This is a genomic window from Ruegeria sp. CF5 (genome assembly GCF_056537325.1).
This window is the reverse complement of the sequence record NZ_JBQFRI010000001.1, coordinates 1,119,552-1,141,958: the sequence shown is the minus strand read 5'-3', so window position 1 is coordinate 1,141,958 and position 22,407 is coordinate 1,119,552. Positions and strand designations below refer to the sequence as shown.

The 22,407-nt window shown below is 56.7% G+C and carries 16 protein-coding genes; 6 read left to right on the top strand and 10 right to left on the bottom strand.

The genetic code is table 11. From position 1 onward, the window contains the following. Positions 1-179: 179 nt before the first annotated feature. On the top strand, positions 180-1,577 hold the full coding sequence (locus ACR0NW_RS05445) for an aminotransferase family protein (protein WP_480448487.1): 1,398 nt from the start codon (positions 180-182) through the stop codon (positions 1,575-1,577). Positions 1,578-1,782: 205 nt separating this feature from the next. Beyond that, entirely contained in the window at positions 1,783-2,601 is an 819-nt protein-coding gene (locus tag ACR0NW_RS05440) for a M90 family metallopeptidase (RefSeq protein WP_170651154.1), read from the top strand. Positions 2,602-2,710: 109 nt separating this feature from the next. Here ACR0NW_RS05440 and rplT read toward each other — a convergent pair whose 3' ends face one another. From rplT to pyk, 3 genes are all read right to left on the bottom strand, one after another. Beyond that, positions 2,711-3,076: a 50S ribosomal protein L20 gene (gene rplT, locus ACR0NW_RS05435; RefSeq protein ID WP_008756009.1), complete on the bottom strand. Its 366-nt coding sequence runs from the start codon at positions 3,074-3,076 to the stop codon at positions 2,711-2,713. Between the two features lie 14 nt (positions 3,077-3,090). Then, entirely contained in the window at positions 3,091-3,291 is a 201-nt protein-coding gene (gene rpmI / locus ACR0NW_RS05430) for a 50S ribosomal protein L35 (protein WP_010443552.1), read from the bottom strand. Between the two features lie 152 nt (positions 3,292-3,443). Next, positions 3,444-4,889 carry a pyruvate kinase gene (gene pyk / locus ACR0NW_RS05425; RefSeq protein ID WP_480448489.1) on the bottom strand — a complete coding sequence of 482 codons (1,446 nt, stop codon included), beginning with the start codon at positions 4,887-4,889 and terminating at the stop codon, positions 3,444-3,446. A 118-nt stretch (positions 4,890-5,007) separates the two neighbouring features. On the opposite strand from pyk, the gene ACR0NW_RS05420 reads away from it, so the two are divergent. The 3 genes from ACR0NW_RS05420 to ACR0NW_RS05410 all read left to right on the top strand — a co-directional run bounded on the left by ACR0NW_RS05420 (position 5,008) and on the right by ACR0NW_RS05410 (position 6,512). Continuing rightward, entirely contained in the window at positions 5,008-5,745 is a 738-nt protein-coding gene (locus ACR0NW_RS05420; RefSeq protein ID WP_480448490.1) for an N-formylglutamate amidohydrolase, read from the top strand. An 87-nt stretch (positions 5,746-5,832) separates the two neighbouring features. Beyond that, complete coding sequence (locus ACR0NW_RS05415; protein WP_170651151.1) at positions 5,833-6,072, top strand: DUF6868 family protein; 240 nt, start codon at positions 5,833-5,835, stop codon at positions 6,070-6,072. A gap of 125 nt (positions 6,073-6,197) precedes the next feature. After that, positions 6,198-6,512 (top strand): DUF1244 domain-containing protein, encoded by a 315-nt coding sequence (locus ACR0NW_RS05410; RefSeq protein WP_480448491.1) that lies wholly within the window; start codon positions 6,198-6,200, stop codon positions 6,510-6,512. Here ACR0NW_RS05410 and ACR0NW_RS05405 read toward each other — a convergent pair. The 4 genes from ACR0NW_RS05405 to dgcN form a co-directional block, all read right to left on the bottom strand. After that, on the bottom strand, positions 6,499-7,689 hold the full coding sequence (locus ACR0NW_RS05405) for a CaiB/BaiF CoA transferase family protein (protein ID WP_480448492.1): 1,191 nt from the start codon (positions 7,687-7,689) through the stop codon (positions 6,499-6,501). The genes ACR0NW_RS05410 and ACR0NW_RS05405 overlap by 14 nt on opposite strands. An 80-nt stretch (positions 7,690-7,769) precedes the next feature. Continuing rightward, on the bottom strand, positions 7,770-8,630 hold the full coding sequence (locus tag ACR0NW_RS05400) for a D-amino-acid transaminase (protein ID WP_480448493.1): 861 nt from the start codon (positions 8,628-8,630) through the stop codon (positions 7,770-7,772). A 10-nt stretch (positions 8,631-8,640) separates the two neighbouring features. Beyond that, the gene (gene dgcA / locus ACR0NW_RS05395) at positions 8,641-9,606 is read right to left on the bottom strand and encodes an N-acetyl-D-Glu racemase DgcA (RefSeq protein WP_170651147.1); all 966 of its coding nucleotides are present in this window, start codon (positions 9,604-9,606) and stop codon (positions 8,641-8,643) included. Between the two features lie 74 nt (positions 9,607-9,680). After that, positions 9,681-10,682, bottom strand: a complete 1,002-nt coding sequence (gene dgcN / locus ACR0NW_RS05390) for an N-acetyltransferase DgcN (RefSeq protein ID WP_480448494.1) — start codon at positions 10,680-10,682, stop codon at positions 9,681-9,683. Between the two features lie 295 nt (positions 10,683-10,977). On the opposite strand from dgcN, the gene ACR0NW_RS05385 reads away from it, so the two are divergent. Beyond that, the gene (locus tag ACR0NW_RS05385; RefSeq protein ID WP_170651145.1) at positions 10,978-11,940 is read left to right on the top strand and encodes an L-malyl-CoA/beta-methylmalyl-CoA lyase; all 963 of its coding nucleotides are present in this window, start codon (positions 10,978-10,980) and stop codon (positions 11,938-11,940) included. Between the two features lie 140 nt (positions 11,941-12,080). Here the strand turns inward: ACR0NW_RS05385 and ACR0NW_RS05380 are convergent, their stop codons facing one another. Genes ACR0NW_RS05380 through ACR0NW_RS05370 form a run of 3 tightly spaced genes read right to left on the bottom strand, consistent with a single transcriptional unit; the run spans position 12,081 to position 21,696 of the window. After that, the gene (locus ACR0NW_RS05380) at positions 12,081-12,623 is read right to left on the bottom strand and encodes a D-Ala-D-Ala carboxypeptidase family metallohydrolase (RefSeq protein WP_480448495.1); all 543 of its coding nucleotides are present in this window, start codon (positions 12,621-12,623) and stop codon (positions 12,081-12,083) included. A 2-nt stretch (positions 12,624-12,625) separates the two neighbouring features. Beyond that, the gene (locus ACR0NW_RS05375) at positions 12,626-18,082 is read right to left on the bottom strand and encodes a CHAT domain-containing protein (protein WP_480448496.1); all 5,457 of its coding nucleotides are present in this window, start codon (positions 18,080-18,082) and stop codon (positions 12,626-12,628) included. Beyond that, positions 18,079-21,696: an OmpA family protein gene (locus ACR0NW_RS05370; protein ID WP_480448497.1), complete on the bottom strand. Its 3,618-nt coding sequence runs from the start codon at positions 21,694-21,696 to the stop codon at positions 18,079-18,081. Before ACR0NW_RS05370 ends, ACR0NW_RS05375 begins: the two co-directional genes overlap by 4 nt. Between the last annotated feature and the right edge of the window lie 711 nt (positions 21,697-22,407).

The window sequence follows — 22,407 nt, the reverse complement described above, 5'->3', positions numbered from 1 at the left end:
GAAGTGTTTGAAATAAATCCGTAGTAATACTAGTCCGTTTTGGACTGGAGATACGCGATCAGCCCATCTGGCCCTATCTAATACTGGCCTTTCGCGCTGATCTGAGTCATGGAAAATTGCTTGCCCGGACAGAGCACGCCCCGAGTTCAGCGCAACACTTCACTTTGAAAGGACATGTCATGGACGGCACGTTCAACGAAAACGATCTTTCCCGTGTGGTCGAAGCCGACCGCGCCCATATCTGGCATCACCTGATCCAGCATAAGCCCTTTGAAACCAATGATCCGCGCATCATTGTCGAAGGTAAGGGCATGCGTGTCTGGGATCAAAAGGGCAAGGAGCACCTCGACGCTGTCTCGGGGGGCGTCTGGACCGTCAACGTCGGCTACGGCCGCGAATCCATTGCCAAGGCGGTGTACGACCAGCTGTTGAGGCTGTGCTATTTCGCCAATTCCGCAGGCTCTATCCCCGGTTCGATCTTTGCTGAAAAACTGATCGACAAGATGCCGGGCATGAGCCGAGTTTACTACACCAACTCCGGCTCGGAGGCGAATGAGAAGGCCTTCAAGATGGTTCGCCAGATCGCGCACAAGCGCTATGGCGGCAAAAAGACCAAGATTCTCTATCGTGACCGCGACTATCACGGCTCGACCCTTGCGACCATGTCGGCAGGTGGTCAGGATGAGCGGAACGCACAGTACGGCCCCTTTGCACCTGATTTCGTGCGCGTGCCCCATTGCATGGAATACCGCAAGCACGAGCTGGGCAAAGAGGACCTGTCGGGCGAGGCCTTTGGTCAGGCAGCGGCGGATGCCATCGAAGAGGTGATCCTGCGCGAAGGCCCTGAAACCGTCGGCGCACTGTGCCTTGAACCGGTTACCGCTGGTGGCGGCGTGATCGAAGCGCCCGCAGGCTATTGGGAGCGTGTGCAGGAAATCTGCAAGAAATACGATGTCCTGCTGCATATCGATGAGGTTGTTTGTGGTGTGGGCCGCACCGGCACCTGGTTCGGCTATCAGCAATACGGCATCAAGCCCGACTTTGTGACCATGGCCAAAGGCGTCGCTTCGGGCTACGCCGCGATTGCCTGCATGGTAACCACCGAAGAAGTCTTTGACATGTTTAAGGACGACACCTCTGATCCGCTGAACTATTTCCGCGATATTTCGACCTTTGGTGGCTGCACCGCCGGACCGGCAGCAGCAATCGAGAACATGCGGATCATCGAGGACGAGAACCTGCTGGGCAACTGTACCAAAATGGGCGAGCGCATGATGGGCAACCTGCTGGCGCTGATGGAAAAGCACAAAGTCGTCGGCGACGTGCGCGGCAAAGGCCTGTTCCTGGGGGCCGAGCTGGTGTCAGATCGGTCAACCAAAGAGCCGGTGGATGAAAAGCTGGCACAGGCCGTTGTGGCGGATTGTATGAACCAGGGGGTTATCATCGGCGTCACCAACCGGTCGCTGCCGGGCCGCAACAACACACTGTGCTTCTCACCCGCCCTGATCGCGACACCAGATGACATCGACCAAATTACAGACGCGGTCGACGGCGCACTGGGACGTGTGTTTGGCTGACACTCGCTTGGTAGTTTAGGCAATTTGAAACCGGCGCGCACAGCGCCGGTTTTTTTTGTTGCACCAGAAGAGCCTGAAGTATGGCATCTCAGGTGGTACTGGTTTGGACGTTCAACCGGTGTATGAAGCTCTGCCAGCAACCGACATCGGTCTGTCTTAGGAGAATATCATTCCCAGTCTCAACTGACCGCAGTAGTGTCTGTCCATGACAATTTTCATCGCAGTTCTTCTTTTGGCCGTAGGCTATTTCGGGTACCGCTATTGGTCGAAACAGCGCATTCGCGCGCAGTTGCTTTCCACCCCGCTTTCAGACCGGCAACGCGCCATCGTTGAAACGCAGGTTCCTTTGATCCGTAGGCTTCCGCCGAACCTGCGCGGCAATCTTGACGGCAAAGTGAATCTGTTTCTCGAGCAGGTGAACTTTGTCGGCTGCAATGGGCTGGAGGTTACCGAAGAAATGGAACTGTCCATTTCTGCTCAGGCGTGCCTTCTCATTGTCAACAGTGACTTGTGGTACGATCATCTGACGACCATTCTCATTTATCCAAATGCCTTCAAGTCCCGGCAAAGTAGACATTCGGGCTTTGTCGTCACGGAACAGGAAGTCGTGCGCACCGGAGAAAGCTGGGGGCGCGGTCCAGTCGTTCTGTCCTGGGCGCACAGCAGGCAAGGGGCCTTGAACGACCGAGATGGACAAAACGTCGTGTTTCACGAATTTGCGCATCAAATAGACGACTTATCCGGCCACACCGACGGAGTTCCCGTGTTGAGTGAGGGACAGAGCTATTCCAAGTGGGAGCAGGTGTTTCTGACAGCCTATGACGCCCATGTCCGGGCGGTAGAAAACGGGCAAAGGACGATAATCGACGCCTATGGCGCAGTAGGTCATGAAGAGTTCTTCGCGGTTGCTGTAGAGGTGTTTTTCGAAAGACCGGCAGCTTTGAGAGCTGAGGTACCGGCAGTTTACGATGAACTGGCCAAGCTGTTCCGATTGGACCCGGTTACCTGGGAAAATTCAGCTTAGGCTGAAACCGAAAGTATCCGAACAAAGCCAACGCGAATTGCGTTCTTTCATAACAAAAAAGGCCGCTCCCAAAGGAACGACCTTTCAATCACTGTCTCTCGAAAGAGGATCAGGCAGCCAGAGCAGCCTGTGCTTTGGCGACGATCGCGCCGAACGCTTCCGGTTCGTGCACGGCCAGGTCGGCCAGAACTTTGCGGTCTACTTCGATACCGGCCAGATTCAGGCCGTTGATGAAGCGGGAATAGGTCAGAGCCTCGTCGTGGCTGCGGACAGCAGCGTTGATGCGCTGGATCCACAGAGCGCGGAAGTTACGCTTGCGGTTCTTACGGTCGCGGGTTGCGTACTGGTTGGCCTTGTCGACGGCCTGACGGGCAACCTTGAAGGTGCTCTTGCGGCGGCCATAGTAACCTTTGGCGGCCTTGATGACCTTCTTGTGACGGGCGTGAGTTACGGTTCCACCTTTAACGCGGGACATATCGGTATCTCCTCTTAGCGGTCGTAGGGCATGTAGCCCTTGACGATCTTGGCGTCGGGGGCGGACAGAGTGGTGTTGCCACGGGCATCGCGGATGAATTTCTTGGTCCGCTTGATCATGCCGTGACGTTTGCCGGCCTGGCCAGCAAGGACCTTACCGGTCGCAGTCACCTTAAAGCGCTTCTTGGCGCTCGATTTGGTCTTCATCTTAGGCATTTCCGTCTCCTTTCGGGGTTCGGTACTAAACGCGACTCGGCATGCCACATTGGCCGGTCACGCGATCAGAGGCGCCGTTTACGCAAGTCTTGGCCAACTGGCAAGAGGTAAAGGCAGGATTCTTTGCCAAAGGCATAGAAACAGCGTTCGAATTACTCTGGATCGGTGCTGTAAATCAACCTTTCGTCACAAGGCGCAACACGCAGGATATTTGTGGTGCCCGGGACATTGAACGGGACACCCGCCGTAACGACAATCTGATCCGTATCCCCTGCGAACCCTCCGGCCCGTGCAGCGCGCGCCGCATTGACCACCGCGCTTTTAAATCGCTCCAGTTCCGGGGTCATCACGCAGTTGCAGCCCCAGCTCAGGCACAGACGCCGCGCGGTGCCTTTAAGAGATGTCATCGCAATGATGGGCACGCCGGGGCGTTCTCGTGCGGTCAACAGGGCGGTCGTGCCACTTTGCGTAAAACAGCAGATCGCCTTGATATTCGTCTTTTCGGCAATCTCACGCGCTGCAGCGACGATGCCGTCGGCAACTGTCGTGCCCTTGGCCGTCCGCGAGGCGGTGATGATCTGAGTATAGTTCGGATCGGCCTCGACCTCGACAGCCACCTTGTCCATGGTCTGAACCGCTTCGATCGGATAGGACCCAGCGGCGGACTCAGCGCTGAGCATGATGGCATCCGTACCTTCATAGATGGCCGTGGCCACGTCGGACACCTCGGCACGGGTTGGCATCGGACTTTCGATCATGCTTTCCAGCATCTGGGTCGCCACGATCACCGGCTTGGCGGCCGCGCGGCAGCGGCGCACCAGTCGTTTCTGAATTGGTGGTACGGCGGACACCGGCAGCTCTACGCCCAGATCACCGCGCGCCACCATGATCCCGTCGGAGGCATCAAGAATTTCGTTGAATGCTTCGACCGCGGCGGGTTTTTCAATCTTGGACAGGATCGCCGCGCGGCCATCGGCCAGCGCGCGCGCCTCGAACACGTCTTTCGCACGCTGCACAAAGCTCAGCGCCAGCCAGTCGACACCCAGCTGACAGACAAATTCCAGATCGTCCCGGTCCTTTTCTGAAAGTGCGGCCAGTGGCAGTACCACATCCGGTACATTCACCCCCTTGCGGTTCGAAATCGTGCCACCAATTTCCACCTTGCAATCCGCGAAATCAGGGCCGCATTTTTCCACCAGCAGACTGATCTTGCCGTCATTGACCAGCAGATGAGCGCCGGGCTCCAGCGCCTCGAAAATTTCGGGGTGCGGCAGGCAGACGCGGGTTGAATTGCCGGGCGTTTCATCCAGATCAAGACGAAACGCAGCACCTACTTCAAGGTCCTCGGCATCATTGGCAAAGACACCGACCCGCAATTTGGGGCCTTGTAAATCCGCCAGAATGGCGATCGGGCTGTCCAGATCCTTTTCCACCTGCCTGATGATCCGGTGCTTTTCCCGAATCTCATCGTGGCTGCCGTGGCTCATGTTCAGGCGGAAAACGTCTGCCCCGGCCTCGTGCAGTGCCCGGATCATTTCATAACTTTCGGACGCCGGACCCAACGTCGCCACGATTTTCACATTTCTCAGGCGTCGCATTGGCCTTGCTCTCCTCAATTTATCGCTGTTATCGCAAACAGCGCCCCGGTCTGCTTATTGCGCAATTCCCTTTTCCAGACAACTGCCCTACACCTGCGACAAACTAGATGACAGGCTTATGACATACACTCCGTTCTTTATTCACGGCGAGGACAGGCCGTCCCGCTGGCTGATTACCTGCGATCACGCGACCAACACCGTTCCGCCGGAAGTCAACGGAGGGGATCTGGGCCTGCCGCGCGAGGATATGGAGCGCCACATCGCCTATGACGTCGGGGCCTATGAAGTATCGAAGCATCTGGGTGAGATACTGAATGCACCGGTTATCGCGGCGAACTTTTCGCGACTTGTTATCGATCCGAACCGGGGCGAAGACGACCCAACCCTGCTGATGAAGCTTTATGACGGTTCGATCATCCCCGGAAACCGCCACGCTGATGCGGCAGAGCGGGAGCGGCGGCTGAACATGTGTTATCGCCCCTATCACGACGCATTGGGGCGAATGGCCGCTCTGCCTCATGCGGTTGTCGTATCTATGCACTCGTTCACACGCCAATTACGGGGCCGCGATCCGCGTCCGTGGCACATTGGAGTTCTGCACACTTCGGATGAGCGATTTTCCCGACCGCTGATCGACCGGCTTGAGGCCGAAGGCGACCTGTGTGTCGGTGTGAACGAACCCTATACGGGTGTGCTGCCCGGAGATGCGATCGACAAGCATTGCACCAGTCATGGACGGCCTAACGCGTTGATTGAAATACGGAATGATCTGATTTCAGACCACGCTGGGCAACGTGCGTGGGCTGAGCGGCTGGCCGTTGTTCTGCAAGACGCGCTTGGGAATAGCGGAGCGTAACGTGGGGTCAATTTAGACCGGTTTCGGGCGTCAGATTATTGTGCGGGCACAGGCCGAACCCCATATTATGGGTGAAAGGAGACGACCATGACTCAGGAATTCCTGACGACCGTCTTCGGCTGGATGACGGTCCTGAACATTGCGATTTTGCTGTTTACCACGCTAATGGTTGTGGTGCTGCAGGACTGGATTGCAGGCATACACGGCAGGATGTTTCAGATGGAACGGGCCGATGTCAAAAAGGCCTATTTCAAGTATCTGGCCAACTACAAGATACTGACGATCATCTTCTGCCTGATACCCTGGCTGGCGCTGAAACTGGCCTGAGAACGCCATGGGCAGCAAAAATACCAATTGCGGGGGACCTTTGGGTCCCTCCTGTTTGTTGTAACTGGACGTCTGGATTGTTAGGTCGGACACAGGACAACAGTATTTCACGCGGAGCCACACTCATGGACCAGCAAACCGAAATTGAACTTCAGGCCGCTGCCTTTCGCCGTTTGCAAAAACACCTGATGGAAGACCGGACCGATGTGCAGAACATCGACCTGATGAACCTTGCCGGGTTCTGCCGCAACTGTCTGGCCCGGTGGTATCAGGAAGCTGCGAATGAAAAAGGTATCGAGATGGACAAGGCGGCAGCGCGTGAGGCGTTCTATGGCATGACCATGGACGAATGGAGGGCCAATTATCAGACCGAGGCCAGTGCGGAAAAGCAGGCCGAATTCAAGGTCGCCTTCGAGGAAAACGTACTCAAGAAGGGCTGAACACAACGCCAGCCGCGGCCAGAGCGTCAAATCTGGCCGCGTCGATCCCCAGTTCTGCCAGAACGGATCGGCTATCGGCTCCGTGCACCCTCGGGGCGTCGGTCAGCTTTGGGCTGCCGTGATCATAGGCGAACCCGGCGACCGCAAATCGCGCCTCGTCAACCTGCTGAATGACGTTACGAGAGGCAACCTGACCCTCGCGAAGCGTCTCGGCAAGACCTCGCACTCTTGCAGCAGGGACATGGTGCGCATTCAGGATGGTTTCCCACTCGGCCGCCGACTTCGACCGCAGTGCGCGCGTCAATACTTCGGCGTCTTCTTCCCTGCGGGTGTCGATTTCCGTTCTCGGGGTCGACAATATGGCACTGGCCCGTTCATCCTCGCCGATTGCCGACATAAGGCGTGCCATCTGGGCGTTGGAAAATGCTCCGATCATCAAAGTTCCGTCTGCTGTTTCATAAGTCGCATATCCGGCCAGCGACGGGTCATGGTTGCCATGAGGTCTGGGTGCAACGCCGGTCGCAAGCGTCGTGGAGGTATGAGAGTTCATCAACATCAGCGCGCAATCAGCCATCGCAACGTCAATCCGCCGTCCGAGACCGGTTTGCGCCCGCCCGTACAGAGCGGCGGAAATCGCCAGTGCCGCCTGCGCCCCGGTGCCGTAATCAATGACCGCCGGGCCTATGCGCACCGGATCGCTGTCAACTTCACCATTTGCGGCCATGACACCGGTGAATGCCTGAATGACGACATCATATGCCGGGTGATCCGCCTTTGGACCGGTAGCGCCAAATCCACTGATCAAGCAGTAGATCAAATCCGGTTTCAGCGCGGCCAGCCTGTCATAGTCCAGACCAAGCTCATCCACCGCGTGGGCGGTATAGTTCAGCACCACCACATCTGCCGTTTTGACCAGATGCTCAAACAGGCTTTGACCCTCGTCCGATTTGAGGTCCAGTGCCAGTGTTCGCTTGTTCCCGCCCTGTGCCTGAAACGACAATCCCATGCCCATTGCGTTCAGGGCGGTATCTGCACCTTCTTCGCGTGTCATGTCCGGGCGGCCCACCGGTTCGATCTTGATGACCTCGGCACCCAGTACTCCCAACTGATATGCGCAGAAAGGTCCGGCAAAGACATGTGTCAGGTCCAGAACCCGCAATCCCTCGAATGGCCGCATAAGAAAACCTCCCACTGGCAGGTTACCAGCGGGAGGTTTCCAAAATCGTCTATTCTCGTCAGTCAGAGGTCGTTTTGGCCTCAGATCGCGGTTTTGCGGCCTTCGTCGATATAGATTTCCCGCAACCGCTTGGAAACCGGGCCAGGCGCACCATCTCCCAACTGCACACCGTCAATCTCGACAACGGGCATCACGAAAGCGCTTGCTGAGGTGGTGAATGCCTCATCCGCCTCTTTGGCCTCGTCAATTGTAAACAAACGCTCTTCAATTTCCATCTGCGCTTCGGCGGCCAGCCGCAGCACCGCCTTGCGAGTGATGCCATGCAGAATGTCGTTCGACAACGGGCGGGTAACGATTTTGCCGTTCTTGACGAAGTAGGCGTTGTTCGATGTTCCCTCGGTCACATAGCCATCTTCAACCAGCCACGCATCATCGCATCCGGCCTTCTTGGCCATCATCTTGCCCATCGAAGGATACAGCAACTGGACCGTTTTGATATCGCGGCGGCCCCAGCGGATGTCTTCGATGGAAATGATCTTGGCACCCTTACGGGCAGCAGCGCTGTCAGCCAGCCCCGGCTTGTTTTGCGTAAACAGCACAAGGCTCGGTTTGGTGTCTGCCGAAGGGAACACGAAGTCCCGATCACCGTCCGAGCCACGAGTCACCTGCAGATAGACAAGCCCTTCTTCGATGCCGTTCACCTCGACCAGTTTGCGGTGAATTTCCAGCAACTCTTCGTTGCTGCATGGCTCGGCCATGTCCAGCTCATCCAGCGAACGCTTCAGGCGCACGGCGTGACCTTCGAAATCGATCAGCTTGCCATCCAGAACGCTGGTCACTTCATAGACGGCATCGGCAAACAGAAAGCCTCGGTCGAAGATCGAGATACTGGCCTCGGTCTCGGGCAGGTATTCGCCATTCACGTAAACGGTTCGGGTCATGTATGTCTCCTCAGCCCCAGAGTGCCGCCATGGGCGGGTGCACACCGGCGTCGTCAAAAATCAGCGGGGTGTCGCGGTCTTCGGCCAACAGAAGTGGGCCGTCAAGGTCGGTTACTGTCGCGCCCTGTGCCACCAGAGTTGCAGGGGCCATCGCCAGCGAACTGCCGACCATACAGCCAACCATGATACCGTACCCCTCGGCCAGCGCCGCCTCACGCAGCTTCAGCGCTTCGGTCAGCCCACCGGTTTTATCCAGTTTGATGTTTACCACATCATATTTGCCTTTGAGAGCGGGCAGGCTGGACCGATCATGGCAGGATTCATCGGCACAGACCGGCACTGGGCGCTCCATCCCGATCAGGGCTTCGTCATCGCCGGCGGGCAGGGGTTGTTCGACCAACGCCACGCCCAGCCGCACCAGATGTGGCGCTAGATCGGCATAGACGTCCGCAGACCATCCTTCGTTCGCATCAATGATGATCCGGGCATCGGGAGCACCGGCGCGCACTGCCTCAAGTCGGGGCATGTCATCCGGAGTACCCAGCTTGATTTTGAGCAAAGGCCGGTGCGCATTTTTCGCAGCCTGTTCTCTCATTGCTTCGGGTGTATCCAGCGACAGGGTGTAGGCGGTAATTTCCGGCCCCGGAGCGGCCAGCCCCGCCAGATCCCATGCCCGCTTGCCTGCGCGTTTCGCCTCAAGATCCCAAAGAGCGCAATCCACGGCATTGCGCGCGGCCCCTGCAGGCAACAGATCCATCAACCCTTCACGGGTGAACGCCTCGGGCAATCCGGCAATCTCTGCTTCGACGGATGCCAGCGTTTCGTCGTACCGCGCATAAGGCACACATTCGCCCCAACCCTGATACGCGCCATCGGACACCCGAACCGTCAATACCTTGGCTTCGGTCCGCGACCCGCGCGAAATGGTGAATACCTGCGCCAGTCGAAATACATCGCGGGTGACTTCTATCTGCACACGCGCCATCCTTTTTCTCGTTCAAAATACGGCCGCCGGAGGCAGAAAACCTAGCCACCGGCGCGCCGCTTAGATCACATTGCGGCCAGCGCATCCACCAGCTTGTCCGAACCGAAACGGAACGGATCGGTCGCGGGCAGGTTCATCTCGGCCTCGAGATTCTCAAGATACGCTTTCGCGTCGGCTTCACCCATATGCTGGGTGTTCACCGAGATGCCGACGACCTGACATTTCGGGTTCGCCACCTTCGCTAGCGTCAGTGCCATGTCCCGCAATTCCTGCAGGGTAGGCTGCTGATAGGTTGGCAGACCGCGCATATGCTCGCGTGTCGGCTCATGGCTCAGGATCAGGGCATCCGGCTGGCCACCATGGATCAGCGCCATCGTCACGCCGGAATACGAGACGTGGAACAAGGAACCCTGACCTTCGATCAGGTCCCAGTGGTCGTCGTCATTGTCCGGTGTCAGCCACTCAACCGATCCGGCCATGAAATCGGCGATAACCGCATCCAGTGGCACTCCGTCTCCGGTGATCAGGATGCCGGTCTGGCCAGTGGCACGGAAGGTCGATTTCATTCCACGCGCACGCATTTCCTTGTCCATTGCAAGGGCGGTGTACATTTTACCGACCGAGCAATCGGTTCCAACGGCCAGACAACGCTTGCCCTTGCGCTTGATGCCATTCGCAATCGGGTAATCTACGTCGGGAACCCGTACGTCATGCAGCTTGCGCCCGGTCGCCTCGGCTACGGCCACCAGATCGGGTTCGTCACGCAGCAGGTTATGCAGGCCCGACGCCAGATCGAAGCCCTCCTCCAGTGCCATCACAAGCACTTTTTTCCATTCCTGACTGATCACGCCACCCCGGTTGGCAACGCCAATGACCAGAGTTTTTGCTCCGGCCTCGCGGGCTTCGATCAGGTCCATGTCCTTCAGGCCCAGATCGGCCTTGCATCCGTCCATGCGGAACTGACCAACCGCATTTTCAGGGCGCCAATCCTTGATGCCCTGGGCCACTTTCGCCGCCAGCTGGTCGGGCGCATCGCCCAAAAACAACAGATACGGTGTCTCGATCATTGCAATGCACTCCTTTGATTCCGGCGTAAACTATTGAACCGGCGTGGCGAGCGTTTCGCGTTTTGCCCGGCTGCCGGGGTATCTGACAGGAGATTTTTGCGCAAACTTGGAGAACAGCGCAAAAATCTTTCAAGTTTTCAAACTGATTAAACTTTAGTCACTCAAAACCACTGCTTCGGCAACAGATGCTGCGATGGCAATGCTGCACTTGCACAAAGGTGCTTGCGCATGCATGCGCAATTTAATACCCCATGAGGCAACGAAATCGCAATTTCATTACCCGAAAGAGGTCCAGATGAGCTTTCGCATTCAACCCGCCGCCCCTGCGCGTCCTAACCGCTGTCAGTTGTTCGGGCCTGGTTCGAACACCAAACTGTTCCCAAAGATGGCGGCGTCTGCTGCGGACGTGATCAATCTGGATCTGGAGGACTCGGTCGCCCCGTCCGACAAGGACATCGCACGCGCCAATGTGATTGAGGCGCTTAACACGGTCGACTGGGGCAACAAGTACATGTCTGTGCGGATCAACGGGCTGGACACGCCGTATTGGTACCGTGATGTTGTTGACCTGCTGGAGCAGGCGGGCGACCGGCTGGACCAGATCATGATCCCCAAGGTCGGCTGTGCGGCCGATGTTTACGCGGTCGACGCTCTGGTCACGGCCATCGAACGCGCCAAGGGCCGCAGCAAGCCAATCAGCTTTGAAGTGATCATCGAATCCTCTGCCGGTATTGCGCATGTCGAAGAAATCGCGGCATCCTCGCCCCGCCTGCAGGCGATGAGCCTTGGTGCGGCGGATTTTGCGGCATCGATGGGGATGCAGACCACCGGCATTGGCGGAACGCAGGAAAACTATTACATGTTGCGTGAAGGTCAGAAACACTGGTCTGACCCATGGCATTGGGCGCAGGCCGCAATTGTTGCCGCCTGCCGCACACATGGCGTGTTGCCTGTGGATGGACCTTTTGGTGATTTCTCGGATGACGAAGGCTATATTGCGCAGGCCAAACGGTCGGCTACGCTGGGCATGGTGGGAAAATGGGCCATTCATCCCAAACAGATCGCCCTTGCCAATCAGGTTTTCACCCCATCCGATGAAGCTGTTGCAGAGGCGCGGGAAATCCTTGCCGCGATGGAGCAGGCTAAGGCAAACGGCGAAGGTGCGACCGTTTACAAAGGGCGTCTGGTTGATATCGCCTCAATCAAGCAGGCTGAGGTCATCGTTGCACAGTCCGAGCTTATTGCCGCCAACGGCTGAAGCCCGGCCAAAGGTGTTATATTGAGGGCGCCCAGGGGGCGCCCTTTTTTTGAGGAAGAATGGCTGATCCGACGATAGTCCCCACAGCGCGAAGCGTATAAGTGACCCTGCCTGGATTCAGAAAGATTCAGCCAAGCAGATTAACTGCGATTGTCCCAATCTGCGTTTGAGCCGCGCACGTCAACATGCACAAAACTGTTGTATATACCAATGCCGCCTGAAAACCCTCCGGCATCTCTGACAGCTCTGGCCGCGCTCGCCCATGTGGCAGAATTGCCCGCGCCGCAGATCCAATCTGCCGCCTGGAACCTTGAATGGAAGCTGCTGGGTACGCCTCCAACGCACGCGTTGTAGGGTCCACTGCGGAAGCAGTTTGTGATCTGAACCGAAGTGCCCAATTCCTTCCGGATCAGGTTCATGGCCTTCACAAGCGGCTTCACATTGTTCCACAGGCTTTTCGGCGCCAAACCGTTCTTGCCCTCACAACTTCCGCCGGGGCGGTTGGACGGGCCAAGAACCATGAATTCGTCTGCGGTAAAAAACTCGCTGGGCAGGGTGTCGAAAAATGCACGGAACTCCACCATCTCAGGCGTGTCACTGCGGGAATAGTCCCCCCTTAACGCCTCCTGAAGCAAGTCACCTTCCACAAAATCGTATTCGTTTCCTTCAAACAGATCGTTCATTGTCAAATCTCCTTTGCTAAATTCAAAATTGAGTCCGAGACTTTTGGAATTCCGTTCTCAAGCTCTCGCGCCAATGACCTGACCGTTTCGCCAACTGTTGCATCCAACTGATTGGTGCGTTGCTTGCCGACCTCGGACAACAACTGGGCGACGGTGTAGAGGTCGCTCACGACTTCTCTGCGTCGCCGGATGGACCCGCCATCCAGAAACAACTGCCCAAAGACATCCAGCAACTCGCCTTGGAGTGAAGCATTGTATACGTCCGTCGAGACAAGCTCGAAGAGGCGGGTTTCCGCAATCAGCCGGCGACGTTGGAACTGCGTCTGTTGCGCGTCGGTTTCCTTTATGTCCTGCGCCACGCGATTCACCACCGGCATGAGCTCATCAATGGAGTGACCCAGTTTGCCGTCGGATGCACAAGACAGAAGAAAGTCTGCAAGCGCCCGTCGGATCAGGGGGTATGCTGTGTTGAACTCGGGAAGCTGGAATCCGCAGGTTACGGCAGTGTCATAGGCCCCGCGCGCCCGTTCCAGATAATCAATGGTGGTTGCCTTTGTAGGGGAACCGACAAACGCACAGGCCGTCAGCCGCAGGTATCCGTCACCGATCCGTGTCTGTCGCAGGGCTGCACTGCGTTCTCCTGCGATTTTTTCCTGTTGAACCAGATAGTCGATCGCCGCCCGTATCGTCTCTTCTTCCTTTTTGCGCGCCTTTTCAATTTCCCTTTTCGATGAGCCTTGTTGTTTCTCGATGCGGGTTTGCGTATCCACGCGCACCCGCAAGGACATCAGGTTTTCCAAGGCATTCAGCGACAGGGTCGGGGGCGAACGGCGTACTGCTCTCTCGTAATATTCAATGGCACTTTTGTAATCGCCCAATTCCGCGCAAACATCAGCGATGGCCTCGAACAGCTCGGGATTGCGGCTCCATTCGCTGTGCCCGTTGACGACCCGCAGTGTCTCCATGAACTGTTTGGCAACCTGCGTTGTCTGTTGAGCCGTTGGCGCGAACCGCGCGTCCAGTTTTAACGACCGCAGCGTCAATGTTGCCTGTCGGGGCGAAACAAACTCGGGCTTGACCCAGTCCGGTCGATGCGCGCCCACACCCCTTTGCAATCTGAACTCAGGATCGCCATAGGTTTGATAGGCACTCCAGGTGTTTCCGTCTTGATCTTTCTCATAGACCTTGGCCCGCGCCAGGCGTACTGCCTCGGCAAAACTGTATCCGTTCAGGAAGGCGTCGTAGAAAGTTGTCGCAAACAGCTGCGCCATGCCATCGTTCACAGCCCAACCGGCGGCAATCACGGCCTTACTGCCAGCTTCGATGAACTTCATCGCAATCCCCGAAGCGAGATCGGGACGGTTGGCCAGCGCTGCCTGAGGAGTGTGCGGATCTCTCTCTTCGTCCGAGTTTTCTGCCATGTCCGGCGCGATGCCGATGGCGCCGCCGTAGCAACAGTTGAGGAACACGAACTCTGGCACATAGCGCAGCTTTTCGATGAAGGCGGGTTCCAGCACCCGTTTCTTGCCTGTTATGAGCCCGGTCTGTTTGTTGTCGCCCCACTCGAACACACCATGCCCGGCGAAATGCAGGATTTGGTTCTCCTCTAACGTAAGCGCGCGCTCTACATCGACGTTCTCGCGGATTTGCACGTCCATATCTTGCGTCCAGCCGCTGGCGCCAAGTTTGTCGGCAACAAGCCGGGCTTCGGCCTGTGCGCCTTTCAGTTCACTGAAAAAGCTGACCGGATCACCGATCACCAAGACCCGGCGCGATGCGGCGATGTTTGACCCCAGACCGCTGCGCCGGCGAATCAACTGGCGGGTTACCTGCGCTTCAACCGCAACCGGTTTGCCACCTTCAGCCCAGTTGTCCTGCAACATCTCCCACGGGTAGGCTGCCGCGGCTTCGTCGACCTGCAATGTCATGTTGCGTTTGTCTGAGGTTTTGGCGCGCAACTCTTTGGGGATGACCCATTCATACAGCAGTTTGCCTGTGTCCGGTCCGGTATGGCTGTTTGCAGTGGCCTCGTGGATAAGACTGTCGATACGGCTGCGTTTGACGCGCGTAGTCACTTTCTGGGCCAACGCGCCGCGATCAAACACCACGAAATCCAGACTCTCGGTGTCATTTTCAGGCACTGTTATCTGCATGCGCCGGTTACCGCTTGTATCTGGACCAAAGCGGAACCGCTGCCGTCCTGCCAGGCCGTTGCGAATGTTGCAGTCGATCTTGAAGTCCTGATTCCAGCGCCCTTCACGTTCCATCCGAGACAGGGCCGAGCCGACCTCGATGGCCCGGTCCTCGTAGAGTTCGAGGATGGTCAGATGCGTGATCCTGTGATCGCATGGCAAGCGATTATTCGCGTTCTGTAGCGCCACAAGGATCGATTCCACGCTGTCGGCGATTGAAAGCTGACTGTCGTTGGAACTGATTGGCAAAGTCGTCAGTGTCTTTGCCCCATCTTTCTCAACGGGGCCCGTGCGCAACGCATAAAGAACAAAGGCGTTGGCCAGCGTCACCGACAGGCGCCGCCGCGACAATTCGCTGACCCGGCCCAACCCGGCGACCAGGGCGCCGTCGATCCCCGTGGCGAACTCTCCAACGGGCTGTTTGCGCAGGAAAAGTTCGGCTGTGCCTTCTTGCCCCGGATAAATCCCAAGCGCGCGACGTTGTGTCAATTGTCCGTCCAACTGTTCATCAATGTCGCGCTCGACCCCTTCCATCGGTTCGTGTTCATAGCGCCCAACGGTCACCACACTACTGTGCAGTCGTAGATCTCCATGCGTGACGGACACTTTGCAGGGGGTCCGCTTCTCGGCATCGATTTCCTGATCATCCGCACCCGTGGCCCCGATGATCGCCGCTTCAGCGTCCTCGTTGGACGGGTAGAGCAGTTCGGGTTCCATCACTTCGAACAGCGGAGCACCGCTGCGCTCAACCGGCGGTGTCTGTGGTAAGCCGTTTGTGCGCCCGGTTTGCAATAGATCGAGGATTGGCCCGAACAGATCCCTGTCGCGCGCCAGGTCGCCGTGACTGGTTTCATACGCATACCATGTGGAAACATCTGGCAGCAGGCCGGTGCGCCACAGCACGCGCCCGTCACCGTGTCGCGATCCTGTCATCTTCAATGTCGTGCTGTCCAACGCGGCCGGCGTCATATCGGCATTGCCCGCGATATAGCTCATGGCGGGCGCATCATTGGGTATCAATTTCAGTTCATCATAGGTCTTGGCCGCATTTTTCAGTCGTTTGCTTTCGGGTAACGGCCAGCTCGGGCCCTTTGCGTTGCGCAACTGCTGCCATGTCGACCTTTTGAAATAGGCTCCGTCCCCGTCTGTAGGAAGCAGTTCCAGAATGCCCTGCAATGGGACCATTTTCTCCACCAGTTCGGGCACATCATGCTTCCAGTCGATGCGATCGATCGTGTGGATCATCTTGTCGAGCCCCATCAGGGCCCAGACAATCGACATCGATCCACGATTGGGCGTGCCCAGCATAACAAGCGTGGACCCGCCGCCCGCATCGCTGCGCAGTTTTTCCCACAATTCGCGATGGCGGTTGATCATCAGACGCACCACAAGCCCGCCCATCGAGTGGGCCACAAATCGGATCGGACGCGTTTCCCCGTTGGGGATCTTGCTGAGCTCCATTTCCACGCGCGCGGCAAGCCGGTCCGCCTCTTCCTGCAGCGGCTTGCGCCAATCGAAGTCAAAGACGGCAACCTCGTGGCTGCGGCTCAGATGCTTTACGAGCCCACCATAAAAACGTTTGAGAACGCCAGCAGGTTCAACATCTTCAATAGCTTCGCCGTCCTTGCTTGTGATTTTTCTAAGCTCGCCGGTCAGAATACGAGGGAGATTGAACCAGATCGGCGTGTCTTGCCCCTTGACCCGCAGATGGCTGCCCATGATCCCCGGCAGCACAAACACAAGCGGCTTGTCCGCCCCTGATCCTCGGGTGCCCGAGATTAACTCCATCGCCTCAGGCTCTGGCGCGCGCGACTCAAGGTTGGGGTTCTCAACGCCGGTCAACGCATCGACTATCACTTTCGACGACATTTTGTTGGAGAAGTAGCTGAAGTGATTCACGTCGCTGCCTTGCGCGGGAAACACCTTTAAGTCGGGTTTGCGCGGCACACCTTTGAGCATCGCACGCGTATGGACCACCACGTCGTGATCCTCGCGATAGAACAGATCCGTCGCAAATACGGCGAGCGACTTGAGAATGCCGGATGGCTCGATATCACCGCTGACTACAGTCAAGGGACTTTCGATGGTGCGATTGGCCCGATTGAGGATCGCTACCAGCGCGGACTCGGGGCTCATTGCCGCCAACCCCGGCAACACCGAGACATCCTCGCGCGTTGCGATAAACTCGCGGGCAAATTCGCGGAACGCGTCGGCCAGTACGTTCTGCCCACCCGGTACGATCTTCATGAGGTTGAACAGCAACGAGAAGGTCGTGTCGATACGGTCCGAATTCAGCAACGTGCCCTGCATTGGTGCCGCAACGCGCACGAATTGCTGCACTTGCGGAGCCTTGAATGCCATCAGTTGCTTGAACTTTTCCAGATCGTCACGTGGCAGCCCGGCGTCTGCGTATCGGTCCAGATCATCCTTGTCCAACGTGTCCGGCAGCAAGCACAGCAGTTCACCGACCAACCCACCCCGGGAATGGGAAAGCATGTGTAACTTGGCGTTGCGCGGTATCGCTTCCAAAAGCGCGATGGCATTCTGCACGGGGCTGCGTGTCAGCGTGTGATGCTCGAACCCGTAGATCAGGCAACGCTTTTCTTCATTGTAGTCTTTTGGGTCTTCGAATCTTTTGCAAAGCCTTTCCCATTGCGTGCGCGATGTTGTGCCTGGGGATAGGGTTCCATCGGATTTGCCATGAGCGATTGGCCCAAAAGAACCCAAGGTGCTGGAAGCCGTACCGTGGATCAGCACAAGAATTTCAGCGCCATCACGCGTGGCCAACGAGGCGTCCATCTCTCCGAAACCCCCGTCGCGCAGCAAAGGCAGCAACACGTCTTCGTCGCGATAGGCGGGTTTGCGCGGCCAACCGTCCAGTTCTCGCGGTTTTTGCTCAAGCTTCCGCGCGGTGGCATAAGCGGCCTTTTCACCCAGGCCACTGCCAGAAAAGAATCGGTAAGTGCGCACCGCAAACGCACCTAGCCCGCGCGAGTTGCCACCTTGGTCCAGAGATTGCGGCAGGACTAGCTGTGTCCCCCCGGATCCGCTGCGGTCAGAGCTCACTTCACCAATATCATCCGCGCGCCGAAACAGGATCAATCCGTTTTCAAGCTCGGCTTCGATGATGTGCTGATCGGGGAGGTCGAACTCTTTGACATCGACACCCGAACCGCGGCCGTGTTGCATTGTCACTTCGCCGATCTGAGTCAGCTTCTTGCGCGGGGTCTTTTCCTTGGCTATGCGATTGATCTTGACAATGGTCATTGAAAGTCCCTTCCAGCATTGTTGTCTGCAATCTGAATCTGCCGCGGGCACAGATACACGGTTGCGCTGCGATGATTTGCGTCACTTTCCTGATCCGGCAGACCTGTATCCGCCAGCCATCCTGCTTCACCCAAAGGCAGGGTCATAATTGGTATCCCGCCTACTTTATCAGACAACTCCTCTTTCAGGGCCTCGGCACGGCGCTTTGACAGGTTTAGGTTTGAAACGGCATTGCCTTGCGTGTCGGCCAGCCCCAGGATGTATATCCGCCAGGGTTCATCTGCAGTTGCGCCTTGCGTGTTGGTCCCGGGATTTAGGCGCGCGACAAGCGAAGCAAGGTCGGTATTGCCAGTCACGTTGTGGCCGCTGAACCACTCACCTTTGTTGATATTCGCATCGTTGATATCGAAGCGCATCCCGCCCAACGGTTCACAATGCTCGAACACCCGGTGTATAATTCCTGTGTCGGGTGCCGTATTGATAAAGGCGAGGTCTATGTCGACCCATCGTGCGGATTCAGGAGGTCTCAATCCCTTGGGCGTGACGGGAATGACCACTCCTTCCCGCAACTTATCGAGCACGGCTTTGAGAAGCCCCAGTTCTTGCAGCGCTGACCCGATATCGGCATCCAATGCCAACTTGGAACTCATTGTCATCCGCCGCATAACGCGAGACAACTCGTCGAGTGCAGCAATCGCGGTTTTCGTTTCGGCCCGAGTCGAGATTGTCACGCTGCGGTTGTTTTGAATGTCCTGCAGGGTTTCCAGCACCGTAGAGAGTTCACCGTTGAGCTTGCTCAGATCGGCAAGCACCTCAGGTGTCACCTCGATCCGGTTGACTAGAGGATACTCCGGTATCAACGGCCGCAATTTCGCGACCAAATGGTCATGTGTCTTCTCCAACTCGGTGGAAAGACCATGATAGGTATTTGGTTCGTCTGGTTCATTGAGCTTTGCGGCTTCCATCGCGCTGAAGGGCGCTAGCAGCCCGATCACAGCCACCAAGGCCGCATTTGCTGCCGAGCCCTTGTCGAACCGTGACCGCGCCGCTGTGATTTCAGCTGTCACACGCGTTTTCATCTGCGCAATTGCGTTGCCGATGGCCGAGGCTTTTTCGTCGGTCAACGCTGGCGCCTCGCCCTCAGAAGACGTCATGAGCGACGGCAGCGCCCGACCCGCAGCCCATGTATTTTCGACACCGGCCACCGAATTCAGTTTACGTTGTAGCTGGCCGCGTTGCAGGACCAGATCATACAGCAGCATGTACCCGTGCCGCATCAAACCGATGGCGAGAAGCGGAAGCGCCCAGACACCTTTGTAGAGCGACGCCTGAAACCCTGCGACATCAGATTCTGGTTCAGGTTCGCGGGGTAGAATATTGATTACTTCCCGATCCGGTGCGACCGCTTCAGATGCTGGTTCAGGTTCTGCGGATAGGGTATGGGTCGCGTTTTCATCCGGTTCGACGAAACTGATCACGCTTGGAGCGGATATCCGTTCATGCAGCGAGGTCCATGTCGTTTCACGCCATTGGTATGTAGTCGCAATCAGCAAGCACATGATTGCCGGACCGGTCAGCAGAAACCATCGACGGGCAAAGGCCAACTCGACCACCGCATCCACGGATTTTGAAAGGGCTGACACCAATCGCGACAGCCACCCGTTCAGGTTCGCCGGTGGACGCGGTTCACGTGCCCGGGCCGACAAACCCCAACAGATCAGACAGCGCCAGACACCGATCAGCGAAAACGCCAACGTGGATAGCCATAGCTCGCGCACCGTATAGGCGTTGGTCGCCACCACAGTAGACAACACCATAAACCCCCAAAGGGCACCAAGCAGCAAACAAGTGTATTTGAACCACTGCGTCAGCATATCTAGCGCGTCATTCTCATTTACACCTTCCCGCTCTTCAATGGGGCCCGCGTTGGTTGCGTTCAGCACACGCAGATGCCGTTCCGCAGTAAACGAGAACCGCGCCGCCAGTGCATTCGCCTGAACCGTCGGGTTCCAACCAACCGCCCAGCTTGGTACCTTGTCCGGCTTGAGCGCCCCCGTTTCAAACTTCTCCAGAAGAGTTTCCGCCCGCGTCACCGCCCCGTGCGGATCGACCTGGAGCGGCCAGATACAGAAACTCGGGATGTGCAACCGCTCGCTCGGACCGCATTTTCTTGGGAAGCAGCGGGCACCGTCCGAACCGTTCAGCACGCGCGTCACCAATGTCACGACCAATAGGCTCATCAGTCGCGCACTATTATAATCCTCGCGGAGTTGGATCACCTTGTCGGGTTTGTCGCCGTCTACGATCGTTTTGCTATCGTTCAGCTTGACTACAACGGCCAACAACCCATCAGGACGAAGTGCAACTGAAATCTGCCGCGCGGAATTCTTGCCCAACCAGTCCGCAACCCTCTGCGTGCCCGGAAAGCCCGTGATATGTGGGGGGTAGCGATAACCGTTTTCCTCCAAACCGTGCAGCGCACCAAATACATCGCCCTCGAACTGTGACATGACTTGTTCAACATCGTCGCCACTACGAATGCTGAATGAGGCAACCTCTTTCAAGCTCGCGGAAGTCGTTGCCGGGATCTGCACCTGATCAAGAAATCGCAAGGCAAATGGCAGTTCCCGATCCTCCGGGCCACGAACCTGAGGATCGGGAGCCTTGTGCCGTGCCTGATTTCTGAACTGGGTGCTTTCTTGCATATAGTTCGACTCGAATGAAAACCGACCTCCGGCGTCGCGCTCACGCGCGCGATAGACCAGCGAGCCGTCTTCCTGAACCATCAGGGTCACCGTGTTGATCAGCTGGTCCTGCAGGTGTTGATCGCTTTTCTGATATTCTCGTCCCAGCTTGGCATGAGGCACGCTGTTGCCTTTGATAAGAATTTCCTTGATCCAGTGAGCAGCTGTGCGCTCGCGTACGACCTTTGCGATCAACTTCGGTCGAATTTTTTCGTCAAACTCTGTCAGCTTGTCAGCCAGCGCGGATTGGTAAGACGCTGCGACACGTTCAGCCCAGCCATTCTGCGCAGCGACCAGCAACTTGCGCGCATCATCCCGCTCCGCGTCCACCTGTGTGGCCGCCACCAGAACGTTGCGTTTCTCGAAGATCAGCGCGCGGAGTTCGGGCCGGCGCTGATCTTCGGCCTGATTTTCGATCTCAGTACATTTCCTGTCGAATTGGTGAAGCGCTGCATCGAGTGACTGATCGAGGAGTTCAAACAGATCATTTTCGGCCTGGGCTCGCACAGCGGCTACCCTTGGCTCCTGCAGCGCCTCCAAAGTTGCAGCGTCTGGTTCTAAAAACCATGTGCCCTTTTCTTCGGTGTTTTTGACGACCTGTGATTTCAGATTTTCCAGCCGACGCTCATGGATGGTGCGGTAGGGGTCGCCAAGGTCAATGATGTCACGCCATGTCACCGATAGCGCCTTGGCTTGGCTTTGCAGCGAGCGGATAGCCGTGCTCCCTGAAACATGGTGTTTATAGGCCGCTGCTATTGCCGTTTGGGCTTCATAAAATTGCCGTTCTATAAGCTTGCGGCGACGGGCTTGCCGAATATCGTTGGACACTGCGGCGGCGGCATTTGTAATTTGCGTAATAAAATCGAACATAACAACAATCTCGCTGGCAAAACCTGGATCAACAGCACACTTCAAAGGTGTGGATCTTGAGAAACCGCAGAAACGGTAAACTGGAACCTCGTATCCTTTCTGGTCCAGGACATCTTGATCCCACCGACAAATTCAGCGCCAGAAAGGGCGATGCCTATCGGAGCAGATGTTCTGAACCCTGTGTCAAACCGCGTCAGGCAATTAACTCTGCCAAATCCATCGAGCGTGACAGACATCTGGAAACGACGTCGCCAGCCTCGGCACATTCAATTTTATCTACTTGTGCGTTCTCAGATAGGTGGCGCAGGATTGACGAGTCCTAACCACTTGCAACAAAAATGTTTATTCTAGCGATGAAAGCTACATTCAAAGCCATGAAATTGCAAACCATCCATCGCAACACAACCGCGGGTAGCTGAAAAAATCAGTTTAGAATTAGAGTACCTGAATGTTGATGAAGTGATGCCGCGCGAATTGGTCGTCTAAATGTCAGATCTTTCAGGTCCTTCAAAGCGAGCTGGAAAAACTCTCCAAACCAAAGAAAGGAATACTCGGCGACGTTATAATCTCCTTTGTTCCATATTTCTCAAAAATACTATGAATCTTATTTGTCCTTCGACACTACATATTTGTCAAAATTTCAGCATCCCCCAAATGGGCTATGCTTGCGGTTGAATGCAGGGTTAGAATTACAGAGCCTGTCTAAAATGA